Raw genomic sequence first — 18,662 nt, forward strand, 5'->3', positions numbered from 1 at the left:
CCGGCCGGCGCCGCGGCACCGACGAGTGCCGCGCCGAAGCCGGCCGCCGCGAAGCCGGCCGCCGCCAAGCCCGCGGCCGCGCCGACGCCGGTCGACGGTGCCACCAGCAAGACGATCCGCGGCGTCGCCGCCAAGATCGTCAGCAACATGGACGCGTCGCTGACCATCCCGACCGCGACCAGCGTGCGGGCGGTGCCGGCCAAGCTGATGGCCGACAACCGCATCGTGATCAACAACCACCTGGCCCGCTCCCGCGGCGGCAAGGTCAGCTTCACCCACCTGATCGGCTTCGCGGTGGTCCGGGCGCTCGCCGACTACCCGGAGATGAACAACTCCTACGCGGTGGTCGACGGCAAGCCGACCCTGGTCACCCCCGAGCACGTCAACCTCGGGCTGGCGATCGACCTGGCCAAGCCGGACGGGTCGCGCACCCTGATCGTGCCGAGCATCAAGCACACCGAGACGATGGACTTCCGGCAGTTCTGGGTGGCGTACGAGGACCTCGTCCGCCGGGCCCGCAAGAACGAGCTGACCATGGAGGACCACGCCGGCTCGACGATCTCGCTGACCAACCCGGGCGGCATCGGTACGGTGCACTCGGTGCCGCGGCTGACCGGCGGCCAGGGCACCATCATCGGCGTCGGCGCGATGGAGTACCCGGCCGAGTACGCGGGGATGTCCGACGAGGAGCTGTCCAAGCTCGCGATCAGCAAGATCATCACGCTGACCTCGACGTACGACCACCGGATCATCCAGGGCGCGGTCTCCGGCGAGTTCCTGAAGCGGGTGCACGAGCTGCTGCTCGGCGGCGACGGCTTCTACGACGAGGTGTTCACCGCGCTGCGGGTGCCGACCGAGCCGGTCCGCTGGGTGCGCGACACCGCGCGCAGCGTCGACGGCCAGATCGAGAAGAACGCCCGGGTCATCGAGCTGATCGAGGCCTATCGCGTGCACGGGCACCTGATGGCCGACACCGACCCGCTCGAGTACCACATCCGGAAGAACCCGAACCTCGACATCCTGCAGCACGGGCTGACCCTGTGGGACCTGGACCGGACGTTCCCGGTCGGTGGGTTCGCCGGCAAGCAGAAGATGAAGCTGCGCGACATCCTCGGGGTGCTGCGCGACTCGTACTGCCGCCGGGTCGGCGTGGAGTACATGCACATCCAGGACCCGGAGGAGCGGCGCTGGCTGCAGGACCGGGTCGAGGTGAAGCAGCCCGCCCCGTCGACCGACGAGCAGAAGCACATCCTCGGCCGGCTGAACGTGGCCGAAGCGTTCGAGACGTTCCTCGCCACCAAGTACGTGGGGCAGAAGCGGTTCAGCCTGGAGGGCGGCGAGACGCTGATCCCGCTGCTGGACGGGATCCTGCGCGACTCGGCGACCGAAGGCATGGACGAGGTCGTCATCGGCATGGCGCACCGCGGCCGGCTCAACGTGCTCGCGAACATCGTCGGCAAGCCGTACGAGAAGATCTTCAGCGAGTTCGAGGGCAACATCGACCCGAAGTCGGTACAGGGCTCCGGTGACGTCAAGTACCACCTGGGCATGGTCGGCAAGTTCACCACGCCGGACGGGCAGCACTCGACCACCGTCTCGGTGGCGGCGAACCCGAGCCACCTGGAGACGGTCGACCCGGTGCTGGAGGGCATCGTCCGGGCCAAGCAGGACCGCATCGACCTCAAGCTCGAGGGGTACACGGTGCTCCCGGTCGCCGTGCACGGCGACGCGGCGTTCGCCGGTCAGGGCGTGGTGGCCGAGACCCTGAACCTCTCCCAGCTGCGCGGCTACCGCACCGGCGGCACCGTGCACGTGGTGGTCAACAACCAGGTCGGCTTCACCACCTCGCCGGAGTACTCCCGCTCCTCGCTCTACTCCACCGACGTGGCGCGGATGATCCAGGCGCCGATCTTCCACGTCAACGGGGACGACCCGGAGGCGTGCGTGCGGGTGGCGCGGCTGGCCTTCGAGTACCGTCAGACGTTCAACAAGGACGTCGTGATCGACATGGTCTGCTACCGCCGTCGCGGCCACAACGAGGGCGACGACCCGGCGATGACGCAGCCGCTGATGTACAAGATCATCGACAACAAGCGCTCGGTCCGCAAGCTGTACACCGAGGAGCTGATCGGCCGCGGCGACCTGACCCTGGCCGAGGCCGAGGAGGCCCTGAAGGACTTCCACGACCAGCTCGACACGGTGTTCAAGGCGACCAAGGAGGCCGCCAAGACCACCAAGCAGTTGCCCCGCAAGCGCGAGCCGGAGCCGGAGCCGGTGGTCGACACCGCGACCGACGCGGCGACCATCGAGCGGATCGGCCGGATCCACGAGGAGCTGCCGGACGGGTTCGTGCCGAACCCGCGGGTGGCGAAGATCCTCAAGCGCCGGATCGCGATGGCCACCGACGGCAACGTCGACTGGGCGATGGGCGAGCTGATCGCGTTCGGTTCGCTGCTCACCCAGGGCATCGGCGTGCGGCTGTCCGGTCAGGACTCGCGCCGCGGCACGTTCGTGCAGCGGCACTCGGTGGTGGTCGACGCCAACACCGGCACCGAGTTCACCCCGCTGACCAACCTCGGCGCCGACCAGGCCCGGTTCTTCGTGCAGGACTCGCTGCTCAGCGAGTACGCCGCGATGGGCTTCGAGTACGGCTACTCGGTCGAGACGCCGGACGCGCTGGTGGCGTGGGAGGCGCAGTACGGCGACTTCGCCAACGGCGCCCAGTCGATCATCGACGAGTTCATCACCTCCGGTGAGGCCAAGTGGGGCCAGCAGACCTCGGTCACGCTGCTGCTGCCGCACGGCCTGGAGGGGCAGGGCCCGGACCACTCGTCCGGCCGCATCGAGCGGTACCTGCAGATGTGCGCCGACGACAACATGCGGGTGGCGGTGCCGACCACCCCGGCGAGCTACTTCCACCTGCTCCGCCGGCAGGGGCTGACCCCGAAGCGCAAGCCGCTGATCGTGTTCACGCCGAAGGTGCTGCTGCGGCACAAGCTCGCGGTGTCGTCGATCGCCGACTTCACCAGCGGTACGTTCCAGCCGGTGCTGGCCGACCCGGGCATCAAGGGTCAGCCGCTCGACGCGAACGGCGTGAAGCGGGTGCTGCTCTGCTCCGGCAAGGTGTTCTACGACCTGCTGGAGGCGCGCGAGCAGCGCGGCCTGACCGACGTGGCGATCGTCCGCATCGAGCAGCTGTACCCGCTGCCGATCGAGGAGACCCGGGCCGCGCTGGCCGGGTACCCGAACGCGGAGGACTTCGTCTGGGTGCAGGACGAGCCGGCGAACCAGGGCGCCTGGTCGCACATCGCGCTCAACCTGCTGGAGCACCTCGACGGGGTGCGGCTGCGCCGCATCTCCCGCCCGGCCGCCGCGGCGCCGGCCGCCGGCTCGAACAAGGTGCACGGCTGGGAGCAGCAGGCGCTCATCGAGGCCGCGCTGCCGACCCCGCAGTAACCGTGGCCGTCGGCTCCCGCCATCCGCTCGGGTGGCGGGAGCCTTCGCGTAGAGGAAACGACAGCATGTACTTCACGGATCGCGGCATCGAAGAGCTGTCCGAGCGGCGCGGCGAGGAGTCGGTGTCGCTGGAGTGGGTGGCCGACCGGCTGCGCGACTTCGTCGACATCAACCCGGAGTTCGAGGTACCGATCGAGCGGCTGGCCACCTGGCTCGCCCGCCTCGACGACCCGGACGACGACGACTGACCCGGTACGACACTCGGGTGCGCCGGCTGTGCGCCCGCCGGCCAGCCGAACCGACCGCTCGTGCGGTGCGCCGGCCGGTCAACCGAGCCGGGTGGCCGCGGCGCGGTCGGCCCTGGCCAGCGCCGCGGCGTGCGACGGCTCGGTGAGGCTGCCCGCATAGGTGGCAGCCCAGCTGAGATTCCGGTACGAGCCGAGCCCGCGCAGCCTGGCATCGGTCATCGGGCACGGCCAGGTGTGATGCGCGGACGGCTGCAGTACGTGGGTGGGCAGCCGGCACTCGCCCACGGTCCGCTTGTCGGCGGTCAGCCGTACCGTCACGGCGACCGATGCGGTGACGGCTTCGCTGGTGTCGTCCGCCGTGACGACGAAGTCCAGGCGGGCACAGCCGTCGTGGAAGCACGGCCCGGCCTGGGAGTCGCTCGCCGGATCCGCGCTGACGGTGATCTCGTCTCTCGCGCCGGACCCGGCCTCGATGGTGGCGGGCACGGTGTCGGCCACCGCGGTCACCGCCCGGTACTCGGCGCGTGCCTGGGCGAGTGACCCGACCCGGACCGTCAGGGTGGTGCCGGTGACCGGACCCGCGGTGATCAGGTCTGCGGACCAGTCGGCGGCCGGCTGGTCCGGACCGCGGTAGGCGAGGAGTTGGTGCGTCCCGGTGGCGGACACCCAGTAGACGCCGCGTTCGCAGCCGGCCGGCCCCACGAACCGCAGCGCGCTCGCCGGCACGCCGGCCGGTCGCGCCGCACCCGTGCGTACCGAGGTGCGGCCGGCCGCGGCGCGATCGGCCCGGCGCCGTGCGCAGGCGGCCGGGTTGCCGAGTCGCGTGCCGAGCCCGCCGGGCGTCAGCATCGCGAGCTGCAGGCCCTCGAACGGGGGCGGGTCGTCGACCAGCTCGGGATCGCCGGCATCCGACCAACCGCGGGCCATCCGCGCGGCGTCGGCCTTGCTCGCACCCGACGCGCGCCAGAACCCGGCATCGGCGCGGACGAGCATCCGCCCCTGGCCGAACAGCAACCGGGCGCGGTGCCCGGCGACGGTGACGGTACCGAGGCCGTCGCCGCTGCCCAGCGTGTCCAGGTCGACGGCGACGGTACGGTCGGACCACCGCCAGCTCCCGACCCAGTGCAGCATCCGGTCCGCGGACACCGCCCGGGCGACCTGCGCCATGCTGAGCGACGCTCCGCCCGATCCGCCGGTCGAGCACCCGGCCAGCACCAACAGCCCGGCGACCAGCGCACCGGTCAGCCGTCGAGCCCGCATGCTCCCCCCTTCACCAGCGTGATCCGGTGCGCCCCAACCGGTTCAGAACATGGCGTAGTTGGACCAGCCGGTGGTGATCTGGGTCTTGGTCGACCAGGTCGCATGCCCGGTACCGTCGTAGCGCCAGATCGTGCCGGCCGAATCGCGAGCGATCAGGTCCGGCACCGCGTCACCGGTGATGTCACCAATCCCGATGACCGCGTTGTACTTCGCCCAACCGGCACCGACCCGCACCTTCGTGGCGAACCTCCCGTCCTTGGTGCCGCGGTAGAACCACATCACCCCGTCACCGTCCACCGCCATCAGATCCCCGCAGCCGTCGCCGTCCACATCACCGACCCCGATCAGCTTCACGTACTTGTTCCACCCGGCCGTGAACCGCACCCCCGGCTTGAACTGCGACTTACCCGTACCGGCCTTGAAGTACAGCACTCCGGCACTGTTGCGCACCACCAGATCGTCGACACCGTCGTCATTCAGATCACCCGTCGACACGATCGCCGTGAACCCCCCATACCCCGACCCAATCGTCACGTGCTTGCTCACGCCGCGAGCGAAGTAGTTGCCTTCATCTACGTCACCGAGGTAGCCACCGACGTCGCCGGAGTTGTTGCGTACCAACAGATCGTTCAGGCCATCGCCGTCGAGGTCACCGAACGGGATGATCATCGAGTAGCCGCCCTTGCCCAACGGCCAGTACGCCTCGCTGAGGTTCTTGTGCAGCTTTCCGTCACCGTGCCCGGACCACCAGCTCGCCGTGAACGATGGGTCGGTCTTGTCGATCGCCAGCACCGACCCGCCGATGCCGTCGCACTCGTAGTCCCGGTACAGCGGCGTCGTGCAGCGCAGGTGCAGTGTCTCCGAGGTGCCCGGCACGTCCGACACTGTCGTCCCGTCGATGGTCGCCGAGACGTGGGAGTAGTACGTGCCGTCGGGCGCCGGCGAACCGTCGGGCAGCTTCCAGTCCCAGTCCGGCTGCACTCGGCGTCGGGTCGGACCACCGGTCTGCGTGAAGACCGTCTGACCAGTGGCGGCGCGCACGACCGTGACTCGCCAGCTGTCCACCGGCCGGTCGAGGTCGACCTCGTGTCCCCAGGACGGCTGACCTTCCGAACCCGGCTGGTACGAGTACTCCCCCGCGCCGGTTCCCACCAACGGCGATCCGGGCACCCCGGTCGACAGCACGTGCACCGAGTCGTCCGCCGCGACGTAGCCGACGGTGCCGCTGAACCGGTCGACCGCCCAGTCGACGCCGCGGTCGTCGGCCAACGTCGAGGCCGGCATCGAAGCCAGCCGTTGCTTCGGCGCCGCACTGTCCTGGTGCACGTCCACGAAGTCCAGCGAATCGGCGTCCCGGAACACCAGGTAGCCGTCCCCCAGCAACGCCTTCCCGGTCGGCACCGAGAACGCCGCATCCGTGGTCAGGTCGTACACGCCGGCCGTGCCGCCGCACGACCAGTACAGCCAGTGCTGCGCCACCTGCACCTCGTCGGCCGTGCAGTCGGACCCGGTCGAGATAGTACGGGTGACCGACGTGCCACGGTACGAGACCGTCCGGGCCGTGATCGTGCCGGGCCCGGTCGCCTCCCAGAACGTGTCGTGCCACAGCGCGGTGCCACCGAGTGCACCGCTCCACACCGTCTTGCCGCCGCCGTCGACGACGTACAACGTGTCCGCGGCGTCGTCCGCCACCGCGAGCAGCCTCTCGGAGACATCCATCAGCCGACCATCGGGAAATGGCAGGACGGTGTCGGGCCAGGAGGACGCGCCGTTCACCTGGGCGTGGAACGCCGTCGTTCCCGCTGCACCCGTGACTGGAACGACCGGACCGCCCAGGTATCCGTCCATCGCGTGGACGCAACGCCGACCGGGTTCACAGGCGATGGTGCCCGCCGGCAGCGTGCCACCGGCGACTGCACCGTACGGTGCCCCAGTGGGATCCGGGGCCGGCGCGATACCGTGGTTGTACTGGTACAGATCGGTCTTCGTGGTGCCAAGGCGGGGAACGTACTCGAAGTGGCGCAGCTCGCCGCGAGCCATCGCGATGCCGGCGTTCTCCGGAACCACCGGGGACAACGACCGGACGACCTCATCGACCAACTCACCGTCCGCGCCGAGGGTGAATCGATGAATCGCGGTGTGTCCACCATCCGCACCACCCGCCACCAGCACGCCCCCGCCCGCATCGGGCGTCGTCCCCGACATGGCTGCGGTAAGCACCCGGCGAGGGCCACGCCCGTCGAAGGGGAGGTCGTACACCGCATCACCGCGTTCCGCGGCGCCCGCGAGAGGCGCGGCCGCCACCAGATGACCGCCCAGCGCAGCCCACGTCCAGTAGAGATTTCCGGCGGGAAGGGTCACGCTCTTCGGCGCCGAGTCAGCACCGGCAAGGATCTGTTCCTGCGTCAGCATCCGGATGGCATCGCCCTGCCTCCAGGCCACACCCGTTCTGGTGAACTCTGTCGCGTGATTGACACCTTGCATCGCGGTGATCGAGACGGCCACCCCGGTGGCGAGATCGACCAACGCATACCTCTGCCACGGATAGGTGTCCACGTCGTAGCCCAGCAACGCGTGCGAGGCCCCGTCGACCGGAACGTATGTGGTCGGATTGGCATCCGGGACACTGCCCTCCGGCAAACCGACGAGCGGGCTGACGGTCCCGTTGGGGATGTCCAGCAGCTCCATCGACGGCGGGCTCTCCGCGACGCTCGGCCGGATCACCACGGCGTGACGGCCGGCATCGCCGACGGCCGTCACGTAGTAGCCGTCCGGCACCTGATAGCTGGAGAGTGCCGTGTCGTCTGCATGGCCCAGTCCGATCGTTCCACCGGGCGTGTCTGGGTCGAACACGGCGAACTCGTCGCCGCCAGCGGGATGTACATCCTGCTGCCTGACCCCTTCGAGAACGGGTACCCCGTGCGTGGCGCCGGTCGCGTAGTTCGTCCACAGGACACCGTCGAATCCCTGCTCCACATGCAAGAACCCAGTCTCGCCAGCAAACCAGATCTGGTCGCGCGTCGGGGTGTCCGGCAGGCCCGGTGGCACGACGGTGATCTCGGTCGGGGTGGTGGACGCGGCGGCGGGGCCGGTCGGTACGGACACGGTGCCGGCAGTAGCCAGTACCGCGGCGATGCCGGCGGCCACGAGGACGCGCAACACCTTGCGAGGACGGGTGATCACGGCACCAGCTCCCAGCTTCGGGTCGAGGAAAGTGGCACCACCGGGCAACGATGGCGCCGACCCGTCGCTCCACTGTGGAGTAACAGGCGTGGAACGGTCAGAACATGGCGTAGTTGGACCAGCCGGTGGTGATCTGGGTCTTGGTCGACCAGGTCGCGTGGCCGGTGCCGTCGTAGCGCCAGACCGTGCCGGCCGAATCGCGGGCGATCAGGTCCGGGATCGCGTCACCGGTGATGTCACCGATGCCGATGATGCTGTTGTACTTCGCCCACCCGGCACCGATCCGCACCTTCGTGGCGAACTTGCCGTCCTTGGTGCCGCGGTAGAACCACATCACCCCGTCGCCGTCGACGGCCATCAGGTCGCCACAGCCGTCGCCGTCCACATCACCGACCCCGATCAGCTTCACGTACTTGTTCCACCCGGCCGTGAACCGCACCCCCGGCTTGAACTGCGACTTACCCGTACCGGCCTTGAAGTACAGCACTCCGGCACTGTTGCGCACCACCAGATCGTCGACACCGTCGTCATTCAGATCACCCGTCGACACGATCGCCGTGAACCCCCCATACCCCGACCCAATCGTCACGTGCTTGCTGACGCCGCGCTCGAAGTAGCTGGCGCTCCCGCCGAGGTAGCCGCCCACCTCGCCGGAGTTGTTGCGTACCAACAGATCGTTCAGGCCATCGCCGTCGAGGTCACCGAACGGGATGATCATCGAGTAGCCGCCCGCGCCCAGCGGCCACACCGTGTAGTCGTAGCGCCCGCCCGCTTCGTGCAGCTTCCCGTCGCCCGTGCCGCGCCGCCACACCGTGTGGAACGTCGTCTTGTCGACCTTCATGACCGCGGCGTCGTTCAGGCAGTCGTAGGTGCGGAACAGCGTGGTTCCGCACTCCACCCACACCTTTCCGCTGCCGCCCTGCACCGGGAACTCGACGCCGCCGACCGTGGCGTACCACTGCCAGCGGTACCGGCCGCTCGGCGGCATCGATCCGTCGGCGCGCAGGCCGTTCCAGCTCGCCGTGACGTTCTGCCGGGTCGCACCCCCGGACACGCTGTACTCGACGGTGTCGACACCGGGCAGGGAGAACGTGACCCGCCAACTGTCGACCGGACGGTCCAGCTGCAGCGACTCGGACCAGCCGCCCTTGTCCGGGCTGCGGGGATAGACGTCGTGGGTGATGCCGTCGCCGCCGACGGCGGTGACCGGGGAGCCCGGTACGCCGGTGGTCAGCACGTGCACCGAGCCGTCCGCGGACACGTAGGCGACCTGGCCGCTGTAGCGGTCGACGGTCCAGGCGATGTTGCGGTCGTCGGCGACGTTCGACGCGGGCAGCGCGGCGAGCCGCTGCGCCGGAGCGGCGGCGTCGGTGTGGATGTCCACCAGCTGCAACGAATCCGCGTTGCGCAGCACCAGGTACCCGTCGCCGAGCAGTGCCGTGCCGGCCGGCACCCGGAACGACACGTCGCTGGTCAGGTCGTAGACGCCCGCGCTGTCGCCGCCACAGGACCAGTACAGGAAGTGCTGGGTCACCTGGAGTTCGTCGGCCTGGCAGCCGGAGCCGGTGCGGATCGTGCGCGTCACGGTGGCGTCGGTACGGCTGAGGGTCGACTCGGTGATCACGCCGGCGCCGGTCGCCTGCCACAACCGGCTGTCCCACAGCGCGGCGCCGGTGGCCGGCCCGGTCGCCACGACCGACAGGTACCCGAGGTCGACCACGTACTGCTGGCCGGTCGACGCGCTGGTCACCAGCACGTCGTTGCGGGAGGCGTCGACCAGCGTGGCGTCCGGTACGTCGAGGGTCTTGTCTCGGGGGGGCCAGTCGGCGTCGTCGACCTGGCCGTAGACGGTGCTCTTCCCGTCGGCGGACCCCACGAACGCCACGCCCCACTTGTTGCCGTCCACGCTCCGCACGCACGCGACGCCGTCCTGGCACCGGTTCGTGGTCGCCGGCAGCGCGCCGCCGACCACCGCGCCGTACGGGCTGCCGGTCGGGTCGCCGTCGGCGGTCAGGCCGTGGTTGAACAGCCGGAACTCGGTGCCGCCGCCGAACGCCGGGAACGCCTCGATGTGCCGCAGGTTCCCGCGCGCCATCGAGATTCCCGCGGTACCGGTCGGCTGCAGCGGCGGCAGCGCCACCACCGTGTCGTCGGCCAGGCTCCCGCCCCCGGCATCGATGTAGCGGTGCACGCCCGCGTGCGTACCGTCGGCGCCGCCGACCGCCAGCACGCTGCCGTCGGCGGCCAGTACCGGCCCGACCGACCGGACGGCGAGCCGGGTGGCGGGTTGCGGGCTGGCGGCGTCGATGTCCAGCAGCGGCCCGGAGACCGGCCAGTCGTCGTCGGGCCGCAACAGGTGGTTGCCGACCGGAACCCAGGAGCGCTGCTTGTCGCTCGGCACCGGAATGATCGCCGGCTCCGGCTCCTCCCCCGCAAGCACTGCGGCCTGCTGCACCACACCGACCGCCGGACCGACGTCGGTGCTGACCGTCCAGGACAGCTCCGTGGCCGTGAGCGCGATCTCCGGGGCAGGGCTGACACTGGACGGGATGCCATGCACGGTGGTCGACTGACCGGTGTGCAGGTCGACCAACGCGTAGAGCGCTTCGTCCTGTGCCGTCCGGTACGGCAGCACGGCATGGTTCTCGCCGTCCACCAGCACCTTCGTGTTCACCACCCCCCAGAACTGCGCGGGCAGGCCGGCGATGTGCGAGAGCTTGCCGGTCGCCAGGTCCAGCAGCTGGTACCTCGGCTCACCCTCGGTCCGGACACCACCGATCGCCGTGGTGCCGTCGGCGCCGACGCCTTCCGGCGCGAAGTCCGGCGGGCTCCGGTAGGTCGTCAGCGTCTGGCTGTCCGGGTCGGCAACCTGGATCGGAACGCCGAAGTAGCCGGCGTGGAACACGGCGACGTGGTCGCCGCCGCCGAAGTGGATCCGGTCGGCGGCCACGCCGTCCAGTGCCGGCATCGGGTGCGAGGCGCCGGTCGCGTAGTCGGTCCACCGGATGCCGTCGACGCCCTGTTGGACGTGGGCGAAGCCGGTGGCGCCGGCGAACAGGATCGAGTCGGTGGCGGACACGTCCGAGGCGTCCGGCGGTACGACGGCGACCTCGGCAGGTGCGGCGGCACCGGCGGGTGCGGCGGCCGGCATCGCGGCCGCCGGCGTACCGGCCAGCGTGGCCGCCGCGACGAGTGCCGCGGAGCCGGCCGCGAGCCAGCGGAAAGCCTTGCGGGGGCTGGGGATCACGGTGCGGTTTCCTTACCCGAGGCCGCGGTCTCGCGGCCCCGACGTCGTAGAGCCGAGACAGCGCCTCGAATCGGGCGAGGGAGCCCGGTTCGGAGCGGGTGAACCGCGGCCGTCGCCCGGGGCTGGGCGGCGGCCGCGATCCGCGATCAGAACAGCGCGTACTTCGACCAGCCGGTGGCGATCTGCGCCTTGGTCGACCAGGTCGCGTGGCCGGTGCCGTCGTAGCGCCAGATCGTGCCGGCCGAGTCACGAGCGATCAGGTCCGGGATGCCGTCGCCGGTGATGTCACCGACCCCGATGACCGCGTTGTACTTCGCCCACCCGGCACCGATCCGCACCTTCGTGGCGAACTTGCCATCCTTGGTGCCGCGGTAGAACCACATCACCCCGTCACCGTCGACCGCGAGCAGATCCCCGCAGCCATCGCCATCGAGATCACCCGCACCGATCAGCTTCACGTACTTGTTCCACCCGGCCGTGAACCGCACCCCCGGCTTGAACTGCGACTTCCCGGTGCCCGCCTTGAAGTACAGCACCCCGGCGCTGTTGCGCACCACCAGGTCGTCGATGCCGTCGCCGTTCAGATCACCCGTCGACACGATCGCCGTGAACCCGCCGTACCCGGAACCGATCGTCACGTGCTCGCTGACGCCGCGCTCGAAGTAGCCGCCGCCGTCGCCGAGGTAACCGCCTACCTCGCCGGAATTGTTGCGTACCAGCAGATCGTCGTGACCGTCGCCGTTGAGGTCGCCGAACGGAATGAGCATCGAGTAACCGCCTGCGCCCAGCGGCCAGTAGGACGTGGAGGGCCCGGCGTGCAGCCCGCCGTCGCTGGCACCGAGCTCCAGGCCGGCGTCGTAGTTCGTCGTGTCGTCGCGCATCAGCCCGCCGGAGCCGGCGCAGTAGTAGTCGCGGAACACCCGAGCACCGCACAGCACCTGCATCGTGCCGGAGGCACCGGTGAAGGGCATCGACGTGCCGTCGACCGTGCCATACCACTGGAAGCGGTAGTCGCCGTTCGGCGCGTAGGACCCGTCGGGGAGCTTCCCGTCCCAGGAGGCACTGGCGAGCTGGCGGGTGGCCCCGCCGGCCTCGGTGAAGAGGACCTCGCCGGTCGCCTTGCGGGTCAGCGTCACCTTCCAGCCGGACACCGGGCGGTCGAACGTCGCCTGCGACGTCCACGGGTACGACTCGCGGGGCGAGGTGAAGTCGCGGCTCACGGCGCTGCCGGTCGGCGGCGAGGCGGGTACCTCGGTGGCGAGCACGTGCACCGAATCGTCGGCGGACACGTAGGCGACGTCACCGCTGTACCGGTCCACCGTCCAACCTACGTTGCGGTCGTCGGACAGCGCGCCTGCCGGCAGGCTCGCCAACCGGACCGGCTGCGCCGCGGCCTCCGTGTGCACGTCGATCAGTTGCAGCCCAAGGGAATCCTGCTGCACCAGGAAGCCGTCCCCCAGCTCGGCCGGGCCGGGCGGGACGGCGAACGCGACGTTGCCGGTCAGGTCGCGGATCCCGGCGACACCGGCGCAGGACCAGTACAGCCAGTGCTGGGTCACCTGCACCTCGTCGGGCTGGCAGGGCGCACCGACCTGGATCCTCCGTACGAGGCGAGGTTCGGCGGTCGGCGACAGCTCGTACTCGGTGACGACGTTGGAGGCCGTGGCGCGGTAGAGCAGGTTCTGCCAGAGCGCGGCGCCGGTGCTCGGCGCGGTGGACACCAGCGCGTTCGCGGCCGGGTCGAGCACGTACTGGTTGCCGGTCGACGCACTGTCCACCACCACCCAGTCGCGGGACGCGTCCACGACCCGGGCGTCGGCCTTGCCGAGGAAGTAGGAGGTGCCGGTGACAGCGGCGTCGTACAGGTTGAAGACGCTGCTGTTGCCCTGCGTACCCGCGTCGATCACGGTGATGCCGCCGGCCGCACCGTCGACGCCACGCACGCAGGTCTGGTCGGTCGCGCACGGCTGGGTCGTCAGCGGCAGCAGCCCACCGTCGACCGGCCCGTAAGGGGCACCGGTCGGGTCCGCGTCCGGCGCCACCCCGTGGTTGTACAACCGCATCCGGACCTGACCGGTCACGGTCGGGTAGCTCTCGACGTGGCGCAGGTTGCCGTGCGCCATCACGAGACCGGCGTTGCTCGACTGCACCGCCGCCGGCGCCAGCACCGTCTCGTCGGCGAGCGCACCGGAGTCCGCCGGTACGAACCGGTGCACCGCCGCGCTCGCGGCGCTCGCACCGCCCGCCACCACGACGCTGCCGTCGGCGGCCTGCACCAGCATCGACACCCGCGCCGGAAGCAGCGTGTGCGACGCCGTCCCGTCGAACGGGATGTCCAGAACCGGACCGGCGGGAGGCGTGTTCGCGGCCGCGGCCGGGGCCGCGACGAGGTGATCGCCGTCCGGTAGCCATTCGTAGCTCGGGTTGGCCGGGATCGGCACCACGACCGGATCCTGGCTGCCACCGGCCAGCACCGTGCTCTGCCGCAGGACGGCGACGGCCGGCTGGCCGTCCGCGGTGGCCACGGGCCAGGCGATGACCTCCGGGGTCATCGTGACCGTGCTCGACGCGGGCAGGCCCGACACCGGGGACCCGGTGTCGGCGGTCAGATCGAGCAGCAGGTGCTGGACGGTGGTGGCGGTGCGGTCGGTCCGATAGGACAGCAGGACGTGGTCGGCGCCGTCCGCCCGCACCGCCGAGTCGAAGACGACGGTGCTCGGCACGCCACCGATGTCGCTGAGCGCCCCGGTCGACAGGTCGAGCAGCTTCATCGACGGTGGCGCCGAGCCACCGGCTGCGAAGACCACCGCGCGGGTGCCGTCGGCCCCGACCGCGACGACCTGGTACCCGTCGGGCACTGCCCGGCTGGTCAGCGACGCGCTGCCGGGCACGCCGACCGCGACGGTTCCGCCCGTTGCCGTCCCGTACACGGCGATGTGGTCGCCACCGCCGGGGTGGATGGTCGCTGGTGCCACACCGTCGAGCGCCGGCGCCGGTCGGCTGGTACCGGTGCCGTAGTCAGTCCAGGTCAGGGCAGCACCACCGACGCGGTGGTGCAACAACCCGGTCGCACCGGCGAACACGACCGTGTCCGGTGCGGTGACGCCCGGCGAGTCCGCCGGGAAGGTGGCGATCTCGGTCGGGGTCGCGGCGGAGGCGGTGGTGGGTACGGCGGAGACGAGGGTGGCGGTGAGGACCGCGGTGATGCTGGTGGCGAGAAATGCCCGAAAAGCCTTACGGGAACGCGTAAGCACGTCGTCAGCTCCCAGGGGAAAAGTCGAGGAACGATAGCACCACCGGCGGACGTTTTGGGGACAGGGAGTGGCCGGTCGACTACCGTTGTGCACCATTTGTCGTCAAGGCTGGGAATGCCGCACCGCGCCGGGCGTTGTACAACACGGCGCCGGCGCGGTGGGTCCGGCACGACGCGTACGGTCGGGGCAGCCCAGCCCGGCCCGCTGACCACGGCGACCCGAAACGACCACGGCGACCCGGCACCACCACGGCAGTCCGGAACCGCCACCGTGACCGAGTAGGACGACGGCGACCCTGCACCACGAAGACGACCCAGCACCACGAAACGGAGCGAGCGTGACACTGACCGACCTGGTACCCGGCAGCGCGGAGCCGGACGCTGTCTACGAGGCGTTCGAGGGCTGGGTCGGCGAGCAGGGCCTCACGCTGTACCCGGCGCAGCAGGAGGCGCTGATCGAGCTGGTGTCCGGCTCGAACGTGATCCTGTCCACGCCGACCGGCTCGGGCAAGAGCCTCGTCGCGGTCGGCGCGCACTTCGCCGCGCTGGCCGGGGTCGCCACCAGCGGCCGCGCCGGCGGGCAGCGCCGCGGCCGGACCTTCTACACGGCGCCGATCAAGGCGCTGGTGAGCGAGAAGTTCTTCGCGCTGTGCGACACCTTCGGGCCGGCGAACGTCGGCATGCTCACCGGCGACGCGAGCGTCAACCCGACCGCGCCGATCATCTGCTGCACCGCGGAGATCCTGGCGAACCTGGCGCTGCGGGACGGTTCCGACGCCGACGTCGACCAGGTGGTGATGGACGAGTTCCACTTCTACGCCGACCCGGACCGCGGTTGGGCCTGGCAGGTACCGCTGATCGAGCTGCGCAAGGCGCAGTTCCTGCTGATGTCCGCGACCCTCGGCGACGTGTCGAAGTTCGAGGCGGACCTGACCCGGCGCACCGGCCGCACCACCACCGTGGTCAGCTCGGCGGAGCGCCCGGTGCCGTTGACCTTCGAGTACGTGACGACGCCGCTGCACGAGACGCTGGAGTTGCTGCTGGAGGAGCACCAGGCGCCGATCTACGTCGTGCACTTCACCCAGGCGGCGGCGCTGGAACGCGCCCAGGCGCTGATGAGTACGAACGTGAGCAGCAAGGCGGAGAAGGAGGCGATCGGCCAGCTGATCGGCGACTTCCGGTTCGCCGCCGGGTTCGGCAAGACACTGTCCAGGTTGGTGCGGCACGGGATCGGCGTGCACCACGCCGGCATGCTGCCCAAGTACCGCCGGCTGGTGGAGTTGCTGGCGCAGGCCGGGCTGCTGAAGGTGATCTGCGGTACCGACACCCTCGGCGTCGGCATCAACGTGCCGATCCGGACGGTGATCTTCTCCGGGCTGACCAAGTTCGACGGGGTGCGGATGCGCCAGCTCAACGCCCGCGAGTTCCACCAGATCGCCGGGCGGGCGGGCCGGGCCGGCTACGACACCGCCGGTACGGTCGTGGTCGAGGCGCCGGACCACGTGATCGAGAACGAGAAGGCGTTGCGCAAGGCCGGCAACGACGAGAAGAAGCGGCGCAAGGTGGTGCGCAAGAAGCCGGCGCCGGGCACCGTGTCGTGGACGAAGGCGACGTTCGAGCGGCTGGTGGCGGCCGAGCCGGAGCCGCTCAGCTCGCAGTTCCGGGTCAGCCACGCGATGCTGCTCAACGTCATCGACCGCGGCGGCGAGCCGTTCCTATCGATGCGGCACCTGCTGGAGGACAACCACGAGACCCGTACCGCGCAGCTGAAGCACATCCGCCGGACGATCGCGATCTACCGGGCGCTGCGGGCCGGCGGCGTGGTCGAGGAACTGGACGAGCCGGACGAGTACGGCGACACCATCCGGGTCACGATCGACCTGCAGGCCGACTTCGCGCTGAACCAGCCGCTGTCGCCGTTCGCGCTCGCGGCCCTGGAGGTGCTCGACCGCGAGTCGCCGTCCTACCCGCTGGACGTGGTGTCGGTGATCGAGTCCACTCTGGACGATCCCCGGCAGGTACTGTCCGCGCAGCAGTTCGCGGCGCGCGGCGAGGCGGTCGACGCGATGAAGGCCGACGGCGTCGAGTACGACGAGCGGATGGAGCGGCTGGAGCAGGTCACCTGGCCCAAGCCGCTGGCCGACCTGCTCGACGTCACCTACGAGGCGTACGCCAAGGGCCACCCCTGGGTCCGCGACCACGAGCTGTCGCCGAAGTCGGTGGTGCGTGACATGTACGAGAAGGCGATGACCTTCACCGAGTACATCGGCGCCTACAAGCTGGCCCGCTCGGAGGGCGTGCTGCTGCGCTACCTGGCCGACGCGTACAAGGCGTTGAAGCAGACGGTGCCGGACTCGGCCCGTACCGAGGAGCTGACCGACCTGGTGGAGTGGCTCGGCGAGCTGGTCCGGCAGGTCGACTCCAGCCTGCTGGACGAGTGGGAGAAGCTGACCCACCCGGACGCGGTGCCGGAGCAGTCCACTGTGGACGACAAGCCGCCGGCGGTGACCGCGAACGTGCGCGCGTTCCGGGTTCTCGTGCGCAACGCGCTGTTCCGCCGGGTCGAACTGGCCGCGCTGCGCCGGTACGACCGGCTCGGCGAGCTGGACGCCGAGCAGGGGTTCGACGCCGACGCGTGGGCCGACGCGCTGGCGGGCTACTACGCCGAGCACGACGAGATCGGCACCGGCCCGGACGCGCGCGGCCCGAAGCTGCTGCAGATCGAGCAGCAGCCGCAGCGGTGGCTGGTGCGCCAGGTGCTGGACGACCCGGCCGGCGACCACGACTGGTCCATCGACGCCGAGGTCGACCTGCCCGCCTCGGACGAGGCCGGTACCGCGGTCGTGCGGGTCACCGGCGTCCGCCGCCTCGGTTACTGACCCCGGCACCCCGCGCCCGGCGGTGACCGGGCCGCGCGGTGGCGGCACGGCTCGCCGGGGCATCCCGGCTCGCGGTGGCGGCGCGGCGCAGGATCGGGCCGCCGGGGCGCCGTCAGGGCAACAGAAGCGTCTTGCCGGTGACGGCGCGGCGTTCGATCGCGGTGTGCGCCTGCCCGGCGTGCGCCAGCGGGAACGTCTGCCCGATGACCGGCACGATGGACCCCTCGACCGCGGCGGCGAACGCGCGGGCGAGCAGCTCCCGCTGCCGGGCCGGCCCGAACCGGAGGTCGCCGATGCCGTAGCTGGTCAGCTCGCGCGAGCCGTCGACGGTGGCGAACCCGCCGGCGGTGGCGGCGCCGTAGCCGAGGAACGTGCCACCGGCGGCGACCGCTGCGACGGCGGCCGTCCCGACCGCGCCGCCCACCCCGTCGAACACCACGTCGGCGCGCAGCGACGGCCAGTCGGCGGCGCCGGTGTCGACCGCCTCGTCGGCGCCCAGCCGCCGGACCAGGTCGAGCTTCACCTGCCCGCGTGCGGTCGCCAGCACGTGCGCGCCGGCCGCGCGCGCCAGCTGGACGAGCAGGATCGCCGCGCCGCCGGTACCGCCGACGACCACGACCCGCTGGTCCGGCTTGAGGCCGGCCAGCTCCGCCAGCGCCAGCGCGGTCGGCCCGTCGTACGACAGCGCCGCGGACTCGCGCAGGTCCAGCGCGTCCGGTACGTCGATCAGCTCGGCGGCCGGCGCCACCACCTGCTCGGCGTACGAGCCGGCCACGTACGCGGCGACCCGGCGACCCCGCAGCCCCGGGTCGACGTCGGCGCCGACGGCCGCGACGGTGCCGGTGAGCGCGCCGCCCGGCACGTACGGCGGGGTCACCGGGAACCAGTCCCGCGCCTGGCCGGCCCGGATCCGCGTCTCGATCACCATCGTGTCGATCGCGGCGACCTGGACCAGCACCTCGCCCGCACCGACCATCGGCCCCGGCACCTGGTGCGCCACCAGCACGTCCGGCCCGCCGAACCGGGTCGCCTGTACCACCAGCATCATCCGCTCCTTCGCCGCCGTCGAGTCGTCCCGCCCCGGTACCGCCACGTAGCCGGATCGCCGCCAGCGGCCCAGATCCGAGCCCATCCGC

8 protein-coding genes are annotated in these 18,662 nt (G+C 70.9%); 3 read left to right on the plus strand and 5 right to left on the minus strand.

Annotated features, from left to right (window positions below):
* Both NUM_RS24505 and NUM_RS24510 read left to right on the plus strand, forming a co-directional pair.
* The coding region (locus NUM_RS24505; RefSeq protein ID WP_207127277.1) for a multifunctional oxoglutarate decarboxylase/oxoglutarate dehydrogenase thiamine pyrophosphate-binding subunit/dihydrolipoyllysine-residue succinyltransferase subunit at positions 1–3,456 on the plus strand (3,456 nt) is incomplete at its 5' end.
* Between the two features lie 65 nt (positions 3,457–3,521).
* Positions 3,522–3,704: a DUF6104 family protein gene (locus tag NUM_RS24510; RefSeq protein WP_207127278.1), complete on the plus strand. Its 183-nt coding sequence runs from the start codon at positions 3,522–3,524 to the stop codon at positions 3,702–3,704.
* A gap of 78 nt (positions 3,705–3,782) precedes the next feature.
* On the opposite strand, the gene NUM_RS24515 is transcribed toward NUM_RS24510, so the two are convergent.
* From NUM_RS24515 to NUM_RS24530, 4 genes are all read right to left on the minus strand, one after another.
* A complete protein-coding gene (locus NUM_RS24515; RefSeq protein WP_207127279.1) occupies positions 3,783–4,964 on the minus strand; it encodes a hypothetical protein in 1,182 nt (393 codons plus the stop codon).
* A gap of 42 nt (positions 4,965–5,006) precedes the next feature.
* Positions 5,007–8,147, minus strand: a complete 3,141-nt coding sequence (locus NUM_RS24520) for an FG-GAP-like repeat-containing protein (RefSeq protein WP_207127280.1) — start codon at positions 8,145–8,147, stop codon at positions 5,007–5,009.
* 97 nt (positions 8,148–8,244) lie between these two features.
* Positions 8,245–11,394, minus strand: a complete 3,150-nt coding sequence (locus tag NUM_RS24525; RefSeq protein ID WP_207127281.1) for an FG-GAP repeat domain-containing protein — start codon at positions 11,392–11,394, stop codon at positions 8,245–8,247.
* A gap of 146 nt (positions 11,395–11,540) precedes the next feature.
* Positions 11,541–14,648 carry an FG-GAP-like repeat-containing protein gene (locus NUM_RS24530; protein ID WP_207127282.1) on the minus strand — a complete coding sequence of 1,036 codons (3,108 nt, stop codon included), beginning with the start codon at positions 14,646–14,648 and terminating at the stop codon, positions 11,541–11,543.
* Between the two features lie 337 nt (positions 14,649–14,985).
* Between NUM_RS24530 and NUM_RS24535 the strand changes: the two genes are divergently transcribed.
* Positions 14,986–17,526 carry a DEAD/DEAH box helicase gene (locus NUM_RS24535; protein WP_207127283.1) on the plus strand — a complete coding sequence of 847 codons (2,541 nt, stop codon included), beginning with the start codon at positions 14,986–14,988 and terminating at the stop codon, positions 17,524–17,526.
* Positions 17,527–17,638: 112 nt separating this feature from the next.
* Here the strand turns inward: NUM_RS24535 and NUM_RS24540 are convergent, their stop codons facing one another.
* The gene (locus NUM_RS24540) at positions 17,639–18,658 is read right to left on the minus strand and encodes a zinc-binding dehydrogenase (RefSeq protein ID WP_207127285.1); all 1,020 of its coding nucleotides are present in this window, start codon (positions 18,656–18,658) and stop codon (positions 17,639–17,641) included.
* Positions 18,659–18,662 lie beyond the last annotated feature (4 nt).

The organism is Actinocatenispora comari (assembly GCF_017312725.1).
In the GTDB taxonomy this organism is placed as follows: Bacteria; Actinomycetota; Actinomycetes; order Mycobacteriales; family Micromonosporaceae; genus Actinocatenispora; species Actinocatenispora comari.